The 15,924-nt window shown below is 33.9% G+C and carries 12 protein-coding genes; all 12 read right to left on the minus strand.

Translation table 11 applies throughout. The features are described 5' to 3' along the window. Positions 1–444: 444 nt before the first annotated feature. Positions 445–2,046 carry a hypothetical protein gene (locus B5D25_RS11120; RefSeq protein WP_078788040.1) on the minus strand — a complete coding sequence of 534 codons (1,602 nt, stop codon included), beginning with the start codon at positions 2,044–2,046 and terminating at the stop codon, positions 445–447. Between the two features lie 16 nt (positions 2,047–2,062). Next, positions 2,063–3,535 (minus strand): hypothetical protein, encoded by a 1,473-nt coding sequence (locus B5D25_RS11125; protein WP_078788041.1) that lies wholly within the window; start codon positions 3,533–3,535, stop codon positions 2,063–2,065. 260 nt (positions 3,536–3,795) lie between these two features. After that, positions 3,796–5,055 carry an LAGLIDADG family homing endonuclease gene (locus tag B5D25_RS11130; RefSeq protein WP_078788042.1) on the minus strand — a complete coding sequence of 420 codons (1,260 nt, stop codon included), beginning with the start codon at positions 5,053–5,055 and terminating at the stop codon, positions 3,796–3,798. A gap of 58 nt (positions 5,056–5,113) precedes the next feature. Further along, positions 5,114–5,701, minus strand: a complete 588-nt coding sequence (locus B5D25_RS11135) for a hypothetical protein (protein ID WP_078788043.1) — start codon at positions 5,699–5,701, stop codon at positions 5,114–5,116. Then, the gene (locus tag B5D25_RS11140) at positions 5,676–7,019 is read right to left on the minus strand and encodes a hypothetical protein (RefSeq protein WP_078788044.1); all 1,344 of its coding nucleotides are present in this window, start codon (positions 7,017–7,019) and stop codon (positions 5,676–5,678) included. Before B5D25_RS11140 ends, B5D25_RS11135 begins: the two co-directional genes overlap by 26 nt. 319 nt (positions 7,020–7,338) lie before the next feature. Continuing rightward, positions 7,339–8,376, minus strand: coding sequence for a peptidoglycan recognition protein family protein (locus tag B5D25_RS11145; protein ID WP_078788045.1), 1,038 nt, complete (start codon positions 8,374–8,376; stop codon positions 7,339–7,341). Between the two features lie 19 nt (positions 8,377–8,395). Then, positions 8,396–9,583 carry a metallophosphoesterase gene (locus B5D25_RS11150; RefSeq protein WP_078788046.1) on the minus strand — a complete coding sequence of 396 codons (1,188 nt, stop codon included), beginning with the start codon at positions 9,581–9,583 and terminating at the stop codon, positions 8,396–8,398. A 234-nt stretch (positions 9,584–9,817) separates the two neighbouring features. Next, complete coding sequence (locus B5D25_RS11155) at positions 9,818–10,096, minus strand: HU family DNA-binding protein (RefSeq protein ID WP_078788047.1); 279 nt, start codon at positions 10,094–10,096, stop codon at positions 9,818–9,820. After that, complete coding sequence (locus B5D25_RS11160; RefSeq protein ID WP_078788048.1) at positions 10,089–10,439, minus strand: hypothetical protein; 351 nt, start codon at positions 10,437–10,439, stop codon at positions 10,089–10,091. The genes B5D25_RS11155 and B5D25_RS11160 overlap by 8 nt, the downstream gene beginning before the upstream one ends. A gap of 118 nt (positions 10,440–10,557) precedes the next feature. Continuing rightward, on the minus strand, positions 10,558–13,179 hold the full coding sequence (locus B5D25_RS11165; protein WP_242870245.1) for a hypothetical protein: 2,622 nt from the start codon (positions 13,177–13,179) through the stop codon (positions 10,558–10,560). A 180-nt stretch (positions 13,180–13,359) separates the two neighbouring features. After that, complete coding sequence (gene iscB / locus B5D25_RS11170) at positions 13,360–14,643, minus strand: RNA-guided endonuclease IscB (protein ID WP_078788049.1); 1,284 nt, start codon at positions 14,641–14,643, stop codon at positions 13,360–13,362. A 306-nt stretch (positions 14,644–14,949) separates the two neighbouring features. Further along, complete coding sequence (locus B5D25_RS11175; protein WP_078788050.1) at positions 14,950–15,825, minus strand: hypothetical protein; 876 nt, start codon at positions 15,823–15,825, stop codon at positions 14,950–14,952. Positions 15,826–15,924 lie beyond the last annotated feature (99 nt).

Below are 15,924 nucleotides of genomic sequence, written 5' to 3' on the forward strand. Positions count from 1 at the left end.
TAACCTAATAGCCCATATAGGATTCGTCTAGACTCGTCCCCGACAGAGGGCTACCTTAGGGCGTTCGGTTAACGAAAATGTCACGAATAACATATATTTTTCGTGACAAAATCTCAGCTCATCCTACACAAAGGATAGGTGAGTAAAAGAACGGTATTAATGCTGGCATCGCTACCGCTGAAAACCAAAGGATTTTCGTTCATAATCCACCGTTATAGCATAGGTCGTGGAACACCTATCGCACCATCCTTGGAATTTTCTTTGTTGTGGGAGTTACCCACTTCATTATTTTTCCTCACATTTCGCCGCCACGCTAAATGACTACTAAAGCTTCTCGGTATTAGTTTTTAAGGTGGACGAGATTTTCCACCAGTAGAGTTATTACGCATTACGGTAACTTCGCTTACCTCGTTACTGTCGGTTGAGGTTGCCGACTCCTATAACTTATTTATTTCGAGATCTTTCTCCTTCAGGAGTTAGTTCTGCCACATCTTTTTCTGGAGCACCACTTTCCGTAGCCCCATCATTACTTGTAGTGTATGAACTCTGGAGAGGATACTGCATCAAATCTTGCAATTTAAGCACTTGAGTCTCAAACATAAGCTGAGCCATTGTTTCGCGTTCTGAAATATCCATAAGTGTTCCATATGCCAACCTATATGAATAACTATATTGATTAGCTTCAAGTAAAGCCTTCTGATAATCTTCTTTGGTATGGATAGTAACTGGCAACAAATTAACTTTACATGGTTTACCAACATTAAGATATAGTTGTAAATTAGCCCATGTTTCAATTTGTGGAAGTATACTATTTAATACATAAGCAGATTCAGATTTAAGAGCAGCTTTTATAAGAGCTGAGTTATTAACCAATTTATTACCATTAAGTAATGCACCTATTCCACCAGACGATCCAAGAATTTGTTGTTGTGAATTTTCAACACGATTTACATCATCAGAAACATTATCCGAAAAATCTATCGTTTTTAATTCTTTACCCGGAATAACTGCACTTGATACTCCTGACGGTATAGCATTATCTGTTGCTATCTTAAAATAATCAATTGCTAAATCAGGTGTTATTTCAAATTCATCCGGATTCTTTGCTCCTGACATAGTTGGAAGTGGAAGATAAATCATACGATAAAAACTAAGTTGATCTGCCGACGCTTGTGTGTCAGAAAGATCATTTAGATTTGCTAATGGTATAAAATTATGAAGTAATGGTGGTATAATAGCGTCCATCATATCTGTATGAAATTTTAATACCATACTATATTCAGCTGGAACATGAATATATTTTATACCAGTAGATTCATATTCTTTCCACATGGATACCAAAGGTTCTCCAAGCCATTCTTTTAACGCCTGTTTTTGTGCGGATCGCCACTTTGACATGTCTATTGCAAATCCATAACACCATCCACCTTTATACATATATATACTGTCAATTATTGCTTCGTTTGGATCTATCTTCCAAAATGTTGACCCTTCATCATCCTTAAAAAATAAATTAAATGATACGTCATCAATCCACGTATTGACCAATACTGGATTCATATTGTTTTGAAGATTTATTATATCCAAAAAGTTAAGCGTATCATCATATTGTTTTAACGCTTGATTAATATCCATTCCTTTGACAAATGAATAATCCGGAGTCAACATTCTTGCATCCAAACAATACATTCCGGCTATTGTATAAATCATCTTATTGTATATAGGCGACCTATAAAAAAGATATCTACTAGCGTTAATTAAATTTTTTGAGTTAGCATATATATTTCCCGTCAGATATCCACGTATCATATCCCTATTGATTGTTGTAATAGATGGAACAGTTGCATTTTGAGCTATATCTCGTATAGTACGCATAACTTTGTCTTCTTTAGCATTTGCATACATTTTTATTTGTCGTTCTTGTTCGAATTTATGTTGCTCTCGAATTGCGGCTACCGATTGATTAGGTTTCCCGACATTATTTTTTACAGTAGCTACTTTTTCTTTTGAGACGCTCTTTGCGTCAATTTCTTTTTTCTGCGCCATTACGCGTCTCCTTTCATTATTTATTTAATCCTATGCCACCATGAATAGTAGCGGTAAGTTTATCAAGTAAATCATTTTTATTTTGTTTCGGTTTTTGAAGCAAAAGTTTTCGACGTTCTTCCATTAAAGCCCACGAACCAAGAGCTAAAGTATAGCTTCTGTCGTCATGAAGAGTACGTGCTTTTTCAGGAGTAAGTTCAAAAGAATCTTTGCCCGATTCTCTTTTCTTTCTTACCATATTGATAACTTCCTCTTTTAAAGCGTCGATATTGGCTAAGGCTATTTTGTCTTTCCAATCTAATTTAATAGTTTTAGTATTAACGGATTGAACCTTATTCAATTCCTCTTGAACTTTTTCTTCAAATTGTTTTTCGTTTAAATTTTTATTTTTTTTAAGTCTTTCTATTATCTTTTCTTTTTCTTTGATTAAATTCTCTTGATCTATATCAAATACAGTTAAATAATCTCTATTGTCATAGGTTGCCGTAAAGCTAATTTTGTCTTGTGTAAGCATTTCAATTAGCGCCTCGTACATTTGAGATTTATACTTAGCCGGACTCATAAGATGGACTTTGTCCACAGCGTTAGGAAATCTGCTAACATAATCTGCAGAAAACTCTTTATCTATAAGTCCCCTATGTACTATGCCATCGGCAGTTTCCCAGTCAGCCATAAGATAGTCAGCAATATTAACTCCGCCGCCACCCGAACCCGCATCAATCCAGACACCAACTATGTTTCCATACCCATCGGCACCAGCATTATAGTCAAGTATCATTTGTTTTAAATAATCAACTTGGTCGGGGGTTCTCATTGGAGATTTTATCTTTTTGCCAACATCAAGAAGATTGACGCCGTTAACAATCTTAGCTCGTTTATCTATTGTTCCATCTTTTTGAACAACGTCATAAAACTCCATAACAAGAATAAAAGAGTTATCCATCTGTCTAGCCGGATCATAAAATAATCCATATTTTTTATCACCAGTTTCATTGCAATGAACCGGTTTACGAGTTTCTTCATTACGTGTAATTACACCACGCTTAATAATTGCATCTGTACCAGCTTCAGTTGTAAATTGGCAATAGTATTCACGTCTCGCCTTTTCAGGGTTTGTCCTCATCTCCGATTCAACGGTAGAACGAGAGAGTAGTGGTGCAATGACTTTGCCATGTATAGTCGGCTTGAACGCAACCTCACAATCAATATGTAATACACAATAATCAGGATCTCCCATAATCTGACGCTTAGACCAATCTCTATAAAGAGAGTAATATTTTGTATCAGTAGAAGACGCTGAACTAATGAGAAACTTTTGATTGGGAATATTGGTTGCAAATGTACGTTGTCTTATAGGATCAATAGACTTACCACTTGCATCTTTGCCCGTTTTAAAACTCTTATTTACAATAGCAAACGCTGAGTATACATTTATCATTTCTTCGGAGAGAAATGCAGATTCATCGAAAATTATAGAACCACGTTCCATTTGTGTTATCCAAAAAGCTTTTTATCTTTTTGTTCTTATAATTATCATTCTTATAAGATCGGCATATCTTTTCACCTTCAACTTAATGGTCAGGTGGCGCTGACTCGTGGGAAGATTATATTCTGCTTGTGCAGGTTCACTTCCTATGCTCTGCGTGTGACTACACTTTTAAATGTAGCCTTCCACTCGGATTGGCATTCCAGCTTTCCCGATTTTTTCAGCACTTTATTAAAATTCCTACCATTTCTGGTAGGCGAGGCTCACGATACTTTAGTTCTATAAATTCGTTTTGCTTTTAAATATTTTTTGTATTTTCTGGCTAAATATACATTCGCATCTTCATACATATAATCAAGTAATGCTAATTTATTTTTTAGAGATGTAGCCTCAGGACGATAAACAATAATATTGTTCTCATTTGAATAATTATAATCTTTAAGATCGATATTATTATTTAAACATATCTCAATTAGTCCATTTTTTAACTTTGATGAAGCTGTGCAAAATTGTACATTGATATGATTATTGGACACACTTATTGTTCCATTACCATCAAAATACCCTCTAATATAATGTCGTTGCAAATTCTCCGGAATACTAGGTATATAACTATCAAAAGATTTATTATTAGTAAACCCTAGATTGACCAATGATTCATACATTGTTCTAGAAAAAATTCTTAAGACGCACATATGATTTTTTTTATTTGGGTCAGAAGATGATATAGCGCAAGGTCTCCATCTGTCTGTAATTCTGTAGTTACCATTTAAAGATTTATTAAATTTCTTTAAATGCCCTATATCCCCATATTGCAATTCCACTCCCGTAGTCCCTGAACCAGTTTCTGTGTTTTTATTTATCCATCCGTCTGCCGTTAAAAAACCTAACCAATACGCTTTTTCTTCGGTATCTATGGTTTCAAAAAACTTATAATCACAATAATACGGATATTTCTTCATTCCAGAACGTTGTGCTTTTAACTTAATAGCACTTGGAGTCCTATTCAAGTATTCCGCAATTTCCTTTGTTGGCATTTCATAATAATTATTTTTCACAAAATCATATTCCCATTGCTCCCAAGGTTTTTCTTTTTTATACAGTCCCATGTCAAAACACTTAGCGTCAACTGCTCCTTCGGTACGCTTTAATATTTTCCCTATTTCTGCATATGACATATTATTATAATTTTCAATTAAAAATGTTTCTTCATCAATAGTCCAATTAGCACTACGTATTAATCCTAAATCATCTCGACGAGCATTTATTGAATGAATAGTTCTGTTTAAAATTTTACTTATTTCAGCAGAAGTCATCTCGATATAATGCTCTTTTAGAAAATTGTCCTCCTCATTAGTCCAAGACTTATGAGGTTGTTTTACCAACTTAAGTTTATTGGCAACATACGCTACAGAGTGATACGTTTTCTGTAACTCGTTTGCAAGTTGTTTATTGGTTTTTGATGCATAGTTTTTTTTTAGATAATTTATTTCTTCGTTATTCCATCCATTTATTTTTATCATTATTTTTTCTCCTTTATGTATAATCAAATAATAAAAAAGAGATGGCAAAAACCATCTCCTAGGGTCGACCTCTTTTGGCGTCTATATTGGAATTTAATGTCTTAGTAGTGGATCCATTATACGTACTATATGTAAATCCATTTGGATTGTGACTAAAACCGTCTCCACTAGCATTTGGAATTACTATTTCATCTTTAAACAGTTTTCCAGTAGAACCTTGCATTTCATCAATATTATCATTGGCTAATTTTTCCAAAGTCATGAATGTCTGTTGTGCCTGATCTCCAGAACCGCTTGCTATATAACACCAGTAATTACAAAATAAACTATCCTTAGACATTAATATAACATCTATGGTTGTACTTTTTCCGATACCACGGCTGGCGGTTACCAAGACATTTGGACAATTCCAAGCACGTTGAATAATCAATGCTTGACAATCCAACATCTCAATATTGTACATCAAATCTATCCACTTCAAAGGATTGCATTGAAAGTATTTTTGCATTTTAGATATTTCTAACAACGCCTCAATCTTTCTCGTGGACATGGGATAATTTATGGGTTTTACAAATATACCATAGTCTTGATAAAAATCCTTATCATATGGTAAATCCATATCACTTGGAAGAAGTATCTTGCTCATCTGCGTCTTCCTCCTCCATATCACCAAATACAGAATAAACTTCTTGTAAATTTATATATTCCATATTTGAATCTAATTTATTCTCTTCAAGATAATCCTTAAGATCGAGATTTTCTCGAAGAAGTATTCTATTTATTTCTTTATATTGGTCACGTTCTTGTCTAAGTTCTTGATTCATAACTCTCATTTCTGCTACCATATCAGACCATTCCGATTCATCAAGAGCCAATTGTTTCATTATTGAAGCATCAGATATTTCTTGAACTTGTCGCATACCACGACATGTATCAATATCAAAACCATTTACTTCCGATCCTCGAAGATTTAAATCTTTAATTTTCTTCAACTTACCAGTCCACGTATTTTCACCCTTAATTGAATTTTTACTATTTTTAAGCGAAATACAACTTTGCTCTGCGAGTTTAGTAACATTCATAGTTATATTCTTTTTCATCTCTTGAAGAGCCTTAACCGTAGCAATGTTTTTTTCAGCATTTCTCGGATCTTGTACTAAATCAGCAACCATATCATCAATCTGATTTATCTGTAAGAATCCACGTACAATACTGATAATAGATGAGGTTCTCATCATATCATCATTACCATTTTCATCAGAATCTAAGAATCCGATTAGCTGAGAATATAAAAACGGTTGGTCGGCTAATTTCTCTTTTTCAAAAGGAAGATAACCTAACAACCGTAATACGTCATTCTTATTCTTTTCAAACTGCTCAAGTATTTCTTGATCTTTTGGAAGAGCATCTTCTGCCAAATTCTCGATACTTAACATACCACCAGTATAATTATCAGACTGCCTATATGTATATGTATAATACTGTGGCATAGCAGCATTTTTTATATAGCTTGTCCACACATTAGACTTTACTTTTCCGGTTGCTTGATTAGCAGCCTCAAGTAATGAAGCATCCCACAATGAATCAAGCATTGGCTTATCGAGAAAATAACAAGCATCGTCAACTGTTTTTTTTGTTGGCTGTTGCTTTTCTCCATGTACCGTCGGCATTGCGATGTCAGCAGCACACTGTTTACATCCATCAGTTATTTGACTTGCACAATTTGGAGCGGTAGAAGAGTAGAAATCACTTTTCTTTTTTACCTTATTACAATGTTGACACGTATAATACTTTGAACCAACACCGAGAATTTCCAAACACTGAAGTTGATCTTTATCTTCTAGCTTTTGAAATAATTTTTCTATCTTATCTATTTGTTCCCTAATATCTTTAAGTCCGGTGATTTTATCACTAGTTGAACCAGTTGACTTTTCACCGATTTTTCTCATGGTCTTCGTAGCCACAATTTCACCATCCTTTTAATCATACTAATATCCCATTAGAGATATTCAACACTTTATAATGACACTCCCCTATGCTAAAGGTTGAGAAGTTTTATGCCTGCTCTATAAAGTGCCAAAAATGACGTGTTAATGCAATAATAGTAGATTAACAAGCCATTTTTGACACCTTAAGTTTCCAATATATCTATCGCCTTTCGCAGTTAAAACTTTCGACACGCATGTCTAATCGTTACACATTAACCATACAAGTCAATGCCGTCTTTCACTAGCCTGTCCGAAGACAGCAGAGGGCATGATATATTTGAGAATCAATTATTTACTATGTATATTTTTTTGCAGTTGTTCTGCTTTGAATTCCAAACATACCATCAACTAAAATTTTTTCTGATGTTTGGAAATTTTTCACGGCGGAAGTTGTTAATTTTCCATAACTTCCATCTATTTCTAAACCGTAGTTTCCATACCAATTTAAAAAGTTTTGTAAGTCTTTTACCTGCAAGCCAACACTACCCGGAACTAAATCTTTCGTCGGAAGAGCGCCAGAATATTTTTTGGAAGCAGAATTCTTTTTATATTTTTTCGCAGCACTTAAAGTGTCTTTACCATACGATCCATCAGCAGTTAAACCAACTTTTCTTTGGAATGACTCAACCGCATTCGTAGTTGCGTTTCCATAATAACCATCCACTTCAAGCTTTGCGTCTATAGCCCAATTAAGATACTGCTGAATTAATTTAATATCATTCTGATAACCAACATATGTGTTATATCCATCACCGGTAAGATAATATCCTCTCTCAGGAAGAGAAGGATATGCTCCCGCCCACATATCACCATTAGGCTTCGGGATAGGTGTCGAACCTAATCTTTCATTTACCTTGTCAGCTATATATTTAAATTTTGTTTTAAGGTAAGATCCCGGACAAGCTGTTGCCATAAAATAGCAGTGCATTGTTAAGTTACCACTTTCGTCGCCTGTAAAGTTTAGCTTCTCAATTCCATTACGCTTGCAAATATCAACACATAAGTCAATACACCTATTAATAACTTTATCAGAAACGTGCCAATTTCCGCCAATCTCATCATTAGCAAGTTCTATATTTATAGCTTGATGGTCATTATCAGGATCGGTTGTTGCCCATGCTCTATCGCACTCATCTACATATAAACCAATTCTTCCATCATTTCCGATTCCGTAATTAGTGGAAGCATCTCTGTTATGAAAAACTTCCCCACACTCTTCAACACTAAGATTTCCTGCCATATGATGAATAGTAATCTTTCTAATCTTATCCATACGAGGACTTGTCTTGTGTGATGTTATGTCTGTATAATCTACCAAACTGCTATTACTCATTTTTGAATATCAGTCCTTTCTATTTGAATTTTATAGGATAAAAGCTAGTAATGCCTTCATCTCCAATTGTTAAAACCATCTGTTGCGGTTTTCCATATATTCGTTTTGAGACTTCATAATCGTTACATGCCCCACAAAGACTTCCACTTCTTACTATGTCCACGTCTGCCACATTCGTAAATTCCGAATGATGTAAGTGCCCCATAATAATAATGTCTGGAATGTACCTAAGCATCATTGTTAGCTTGGCAACTCCAGACTCACTGAATGTATCATAGTCTCCATGTACTATTACGATTTTATTTCCTCTAATTGAAAAGTCTCCAATTGTAGGATCAACATTATACTGATCCATAAATATAATTTTATTTATATGTTCTAATTTTGCTTTCATATACCACGGTATAATATTATCTAATCGCTCATCTCGCAAAACATCATCTTTCAAGCCAATACGACTGTGATTGCCTGCAACATTATTTATATAGACTTTTTCAAAGTTACCGGCAATTTCATAAACAAAATTAGTTATAAGTTCTGCAGCAATCTGTGTCTGTCGAATCGTATTTTCTCTATTCTCTAATCGTGTAGTACTATGAATTGAACCGTTGACTAAGTCCCCAAGAATTACCACATAGACATTCTGACAACACTTGGATTTCTGAATTTTAATTATTTCATCTCTATAATCCCCAAGCCTATCTCGAGCAATATCAATATTATATTCTCCAAAATTATTTGACACGTTTAAGCCTATATGTAAATCTGAAAGTACTACAATCATATCCTCCACCCCCGGAACAATCATAAGATTGTCTTCTATAGGTGGGAGAGAAGAGAGAGCAGAGTTTTTTATAGCGTCTATAAGTATTTCATAATTCGCATCACTACGAGCATTTTCCCTAAGCTGTCGATTTAGTGAAGTACGTTCGTCACTAAGACGCTGACGCTCCATATATAATTCATGTCTCTTTTCGTCTATACTATCTACAAACTCATTGCTAAATATATGTTTCTTATTAGCATTAAGAATTTTTTCAAACGCCTGATATTGTTTTCTATATTTTGATTCGGTATATTCAAAACCAAGTATATTGTTTAATATATCTGCCACCTCAGCCCAAGTGCCAAGTTCATCTTTATCTTGGCAAATACGAAAAACAACTTCCTCATCAGATTCTCCGGTAAGTCTTTTTAATTCGGTCAAGATGTCACTTCCTTCCTATATTTCTGTAAATAATTAATCACCCACGGAATTTCCACAGCATAATAATGTCTTCTATTAACCGTGGAAAAAATTTCTTCGTGCCATCTACAACCTTTACCTTCTAAAAAATTAACTTCTGATTTTGTAACTTCTACCATTATATTTTTATCCTTTCACTCAAAAAAAATCACCCGACCGTTTTTACAGTCGGGCTATATATATGTTATAGGAGGGTTAGCATTCTTTTACTACATCTTTAAGAGACTGGCTAAATTTAGCCTTAATAATTCTTCTCTTTGGAACTTCAGTTGTTCCGCCACTAAACGGATTAGGGATAACATGAGCATCCTGAACATGTGGCACAATTGTAATTCCCTTGATTACTTTTACCTCATCATCAGTCTTTAACTGTTCGATCAGTACTGCCTCCGCAGCCTCAAATACTTCCTTTATACTCCCCTGACTATATCCGGTCTCCGCCGCAATCTTCTTTATAAATTCCTTATTATTCATTTTCCTTTTGTTCCTTTCTTTCCATTAACTCATTATATTCAGCAACAAAATTATGCTGAAAAATATCTATCCATTCTTGTCTAACATTTTCGGGAGTTGACTTTTTCCTTTTTACACGTCTTGCCTCCCACGCTAATTGTGCTTCGCTTTTTAATAGTAAATCCTTTTCCTGTCCAAACTTTCCATGTACACCATCTTTGCCCCTGTGACATTGTGTACACAACCCCACTAAAAGGTGATACTGAGTACTTAGCTTTCGCCAGTCTTTTCCATGAACGCAATGATGAAGATCCACGTTCTCAGTTGCGCCACAAAAATAACATACATTAAGATTGTCAGTCATTATACTTCGCAGCTTAATCACTCCTTTTCAGAGGAAATCCCTCATGTTTCTCAGAAGAAGGTTATGACCATCGTCAAAAAACAAGGGATTTCCATAGGTTTTTTAAGGATTAAATTAATCAAGTAGGGTAGTTTTTAAAGCATTTTAAGAAGGTTTTTGGGCTAATATCATATAAAACTTTAAGCAGAAGCGGTCTGTTTTTATTCAATTTTGTATTTACAATTTTTTTATTTCTTTTTAATTCCGGCGTCATTATGAAGGCTCTGTTTATAAGCCAACTCATTAACCCCTGATATTTTCCAGACAATGTAATTTTTCTAAGATCCGCAATTAATTCATCATAATCATTACGAATAAGAAGCCAATTATCTAAATCATATTCGTTTTCGTTATTCACTTCTTTTCTAAAACCTAATAATTTCAAATTATATTTTTCTATATATTTCTCAATAGCTCTTGATTTTTTTATATCAACACAGTTTTTTGCCGGTGAAAAAAACTCGGAAATTGGAATAGCAGGAGAGTCATATACCCTTTTCTTTGTTTTAATTCTAAACGCTGCATTCATAGGACAAACTATATTTGGATTTACCTTCTTACGTATCTCAGGTTTTATTTCTCCCATAAATGCCGGATAACCAAATTCCTTTATATTCATTTTTTCTTTTATTCGCTGAATTTCAGAATGAATGTTTACATCAAAAGTTTTCTTGGCATTATCTATACTGCACTGCGCCAATACCGCCAATACATCTACAAGGTGTTCGAATTCTTTTCCAAAATCATTATATGTATAACTCAATCCAATTTGTGCGACATTAGAAGATTCGCCTATATCTAATTGAGCTGCCGACAGTTTATTGTCTATAGTAGCAAAATTAATTAGATCTCTACTATAAATATTTTTTTCCATAGGAATATTATTATCTACGGTAGGATAGTGTGAGCAACAATACTTAGCGTGTTCCACAATACTTTTTTCATTTGTTACATAGACTTGGTCGCTATCCTGATCGCTGCCATTGTTTTTCGCTTGGAAATCAGTGCTAATCATATTAACCGCAATAATCTGAGTTCCTAAATTAAAGTATTTAAATAGCAACGGATGATAATGATTATGAACATATCCCAAGTTTGCCCTACTATTAAATGGTGATCTGAATTCCGCCAGATATTCTCCGTCAGCAAATCGCCCGGTATAACACTGTATGCATCCATCTTCATGTTCAAACGTAGGATCACTTAATGCATCCTCACCAACAGAGTGGAGCAGCATACCATACGGATTACCAACAATAACCAAGTTGTCCGCATTCTGTATTACATGCCCAACTTTTATTTCTTTAGTGTAAGAATATATAATATCTGTTCGTCTTTCACGAAAATAATCACAATTTATAAATGCGGGATTTTGCTCACACAATGCCAATAATACCTGATAGTCATTTGAAAAATTTGCATTCTTACGCAGATAGTTAAGAAATTCCTCATCGTTATTTTTAAGTTTAACTATGTACGCTATACTGTCAGACAATACTTCCGGCATTGTGTTGATGTTCAAAGCGTTGACCATCTGATAACTCATTCTTTGTTTGTCTCCGAGTTTACTGGCATGTGCAGTTTTTACTATGCCGAACTTACATCCATTTTCACGAACCTTGTTTGACCAATATTCATACGTAGTATCCTTGAATTTTAGAAATTTACAGGCATTATCAGTTGTTATTAATTTGATCTCTTTTGCCAAATGCTCATTACCCCACATATCTGTAACTGTGGCGGTTTCATATTTATCCCCAAAGTAATCCTTGAAATAATCTTGTATCTTTGTATGAAATGCTGCGGCCTTAAAAAAGTGATGTCTTAACAATATATATCCGTTTCCCCATTCCGGAAATACACTAGTATCTATTAATGCCTGCCCATCGAATAAAGTATTTTTTACTTCATAATTATCTTTTTCAACAGCTTTACAATGCTTGTTTTCATCAAGTTCCACACTTAAAACTTTTGTTTTAAAGAACGAATCAACGTCTTTAAGTATTAATATATTCTCAGGTTCAACCTTTACATATCCTTCTATTGAACTAGTAACGAGAGAGGAATATGCGCCGATTTCAACTATAGGCGCATTCTTTTTTGGGAGTTTCAATCCCATCCATAAAAAATCGTGAGCCTTTTTATAAAGTCCCGAACGAATAAACATACAACTACCTTTCTTTGCTTTTCCCGGGGTTCTATACAACATTTTATATAATACATTCTCATAATCGTAAGAGTTAGTCTTCTTGTTATATTTTGGATATTTTATAGTTACGCCTTTAGTGTAAAAATCTATTCTAAGTTCATCGGCAGATTTTTTTACATATTTATCTTTATTTAATTCAGCCTGTTGGCGAAGTCTGGCAATCTGATGTTTTCTATTTTCCACACTTTCAATCTGATGTTTTATTCCATGAGAACGTATTCTTTTACGTTCGAGTCGATTTTGTACTGCTAGTTTATTTATGTGTTTTATTTCTTCTTCATAGGATCTTGACCCATACTTAAATTCTATACAGATAATGTCACGAGTAGATTCGCCTTTCCATACCTTAAGTCCATTATCTATTAAAAAGTCCTTGAAAAGACTATTTGTTAACATTGCATTTTTGGTGTCATACCTATAACGTACCCCCTGTTCAACTTCAAATATTGAACCGGCAGAGTAGTTCTGGATTTTTAGTCCGTATTCACTCATGGTTAATTTACTCCTTTGTGATAATTATATTCCATAACTCCTGAACCTCACATGACTAAAGTCACATGGTTCCCGGGACTAGCAAACCAACGTCTACTTCATTACCGGGCTATCCCCGTAGTTCCTACGGTTCTTATATTTATTATTATTTATGCTATTTGTTTTAATCCTTCATTCTAATTATACCGTTCGGAGACTCGTGACTTCAGTCATGAGAGGAGAACGGCTTCTCCTTTCTGTTAACATGTTTCTTCTACTTTCTAATCTTTTAAGATATTTATAATTAATACTACCATTATTAACTTTTGTACCATCAAGTTTTCGAATATCAAAATATCCGTTACTTCTTCTTCCGAATATGTAATAAGAATCACCATCATACTTTACCTTATCAAATAGTTGAAATCCCTTTACATACCGTGGAGCTTGATTTAATTTTTTCTTACCTCCTTTTAATATATTTGCTTTATATATCTGTCTATTGTTACGCCTAACCTGTTTTTGATAATAATAGTAATCAAGTTGTTTAGCTTTAGGATGTCCAGATATACACAGCGCATCAATGTAATGTTCTTTTGGTAAACCGTTTTCTATACGAGTATTCTTTGTAATATACCCATATGTCATACTTATATTTGAATATAATTTCTTAAGTCTATTATAGAAACTCCATCTCATGACCCCCATGAAAGTAGCATCCTTAAATGACGCACCTCTTTTTATGGACGATGGCAATTTTAAAGTTCCTTTATGATAACCTGTATGACATGTCTCACATAGCGTAATAAGATTGTTTGGGGCATCACCACCGGTCTTACGGCTTTCTATATGATGCACATTAAGTATTTTGTCTTTGGACTTACCTTTGCAACATTGACAAGTATGATTATCTCTCCATAACACAAATTCTCTTACATTCCAGAATCCTAATTGATCACCTTCTTGATATTGTTTGCTGGAGATTTCTGGATTTTTAATCTTCTGGATATCAAAACTTGCTGTCTCGACTACTATATTTGTTATTGGTAGTATTTTATTTACTTGTGCTATACTCTTAAAGTGAGCATCGATTTTGTTCTCTATAGATGGAGCTAACCATCCTTTATTTTTTGACTTAACTCTATTTAAAAATTTACATTTTCTGTATCTTGTTTTTCGATTTCTACGAGTTCGTCTGTTTTGTCTACGAGTAGATAACAAATCTACAATATCATTTCTAAGTTCTACATCGGCAGCGTACAATTCTTTTATTGGTGTACTTGCTGACAATCCAATATGTTTGCTTCCAGCATCTACTCCAAGAGTAATATTTTGTTTATAACCACTACTTCCATATAATAATTGGATCGTAAATGGTTCAATTCTTAATACTTTTGCTTTATTTTGTTTTAACAATTTTCTTGCCTTTGTTGGATTACAAGGCATTAATGGTTTTTCATTTTTGTTTAGTACATAAACTAACATATAATTTATCTCCTATTCCTGAGTTAGTTGCCCTTCGCCAATGTTATAATCGCTTGCTATAGCCGTACCGAGGTTGACTGTTCCTACCCATCAGAACTGTTTACAGAGCCTCCATAGAGCCGTGAGTTAGAGCAAACGCCCACGGGTATGATAACAAAAATAACGCAGTTCTCGAAGAACTTAGGCTAGTCAATAAAAGCTTTTACAAGCCTGCGACTTTAGTCGTGGGTTATTGACTCTAATGATCTAATGCATTCGGAAAATAATTCTTTAGATATATTCACAATGCACCCTCCTATAACATATTTAATCAAGACCGCCCTTAGCCTTGAAATATTCGCTAAGTGTCGTCACATCACTTAACTTAGTACCCCCGTAATATATTCGAGGATTAACTGCATACATTCTAACGTTCTTGTGATTAATAGCTAGTATTGCAGGTTCGCCAGCAACTTCAATACTCAGCAATTCCGACATCTGCCTTATATAATTCCTAGAGCTTATATGAAGTATTTCATCCATCTGTGCCGAATTCGGTAGTATTAATTTTTCTATATCTTTTTCTTTAATATTTAGACAGATAATATTGTGGAAGACGTTAATGTAGGGCAGTAGCAGCAGAAGTTTCCCCAATGAACGATGTTCTCTAGGATCCGGGGTTTTATTATATAATTCCCTAATACTGTCATTAAATATACGAGTAAAATGATTTTTATATAATTTATTTCCAGAAACATCCCCCTTATAACAATACTCATTATTAACATATATATTATTATTTTCGTCTGTAAATATTAATTCCATTTCGTATAGTTTCTTTTTGATTTTAGTTACTGTATTCTGATTAACATTAAAGATATGTTGCAAACAAGAATTGTTTATTTTTTTATTATTCCAAATTATATATCCATCATTATAATTCATATAGGTACATAAATATACAAATCTAAAAGCAGTAGCAACATCATAATCTAATTTGTCCAATAAAGCCAAATATCTAGTATGTATAAAATTACCATATTCCTCCTGTAGAAAAGTAGGAAATGGTAAAATTTCTTTTTGGACATATTCATATCCCTTTATTTGATTTTCCTTTTTCTTTTGTCTTTTTTTTAATTCTTCTGGGAAAATCAAATCATTTCTCATTTCACCAGTATTATAATTAATCCATGTCTCTTTCAATGAAATCTCCTTTTTAAATTGTCAGACTATTGTTCATAGTTTGTTCATAATCTTCGTCATTTTTTGTGATTTTCGTCATTATCTGTGAATTTTGAGCGA

Source organism: Eubacterium ruminantium, assembly GCF_900167085.1.
Taxonomy (GTDB): Bacteria; Bacillota; Clostridia; order Lachnospirales; family Lachnospiraceae; genus Eubacterium_Q; species Eubacterium_Q ruminantium.

Excerpts from the sequence above, each read along its gene's own strand:
- B5D25_RS11120 (WP_078788040.1), bottom strand. The coding sequence starts at position 2,046 with ATGGCGCAGAAAAAAGAAATTGACGCAAAGAGCGTCTCAAAAGAAAAA.
- B5D25_RS11125 (WP_078788041.1), bottom strand. The coding sequence starts at position 3,535 with ATGGAACGTGGTTCTATAATTTTCGATGAATCTGCATTTCTCTCCGAA.
- B5D25_RS11130 (WP_078788042.1), bottom strand. The coding sequence starts at position 5,055 with ATGATAAAAATAAATGGATGGAATAACGAAGAAATAAATTATCTAAAA.
- B5D25_RS11135 (WP_078788043.1), bottom strand. The coding sequence starts at position 5,701 with ATGAGCAAGATACTTCTTCCAAGTGATATGGATTTACCATATGATAAG.
- B5D25_RS11145 (WP_078788045.1), bottom strand. The coding sequence starts at position 8,376 with ATGAGTAATAGCAGTTTGGTAGATTATACAGACATAACATCACACAAG.
- B5D25_RS11155 (WP_078788047.1), bottom strand. The coding sequence starts at position 10,096 with ATGAATAATAAGGAATTTATAAAGAAGATTGCGGCGGAGACCGGATAT.
- B5D25_RS11160 (WP_078788048.1), bottom strand. The coding sequence starts at position 10,439 with ATGACTGACAATCTTAATGTATGTTATTTTTGTGGCGCAACTGAGAAC.
- B5D25_RS11165 (WP_242870245.1), bottom strand. The coding sequence starts at position 13,179 with ATGAGTGAATACGGACTAAAAATCCAGAACTACTCTGCCGGTTCAATA.
- iscB (WP_078788049.1), bottom strand. The coding sequence starts at position 14,643 with ATGTTAGTTTATGTACTAAACAAAAATGAAAAACCATTAATGCCTTGT.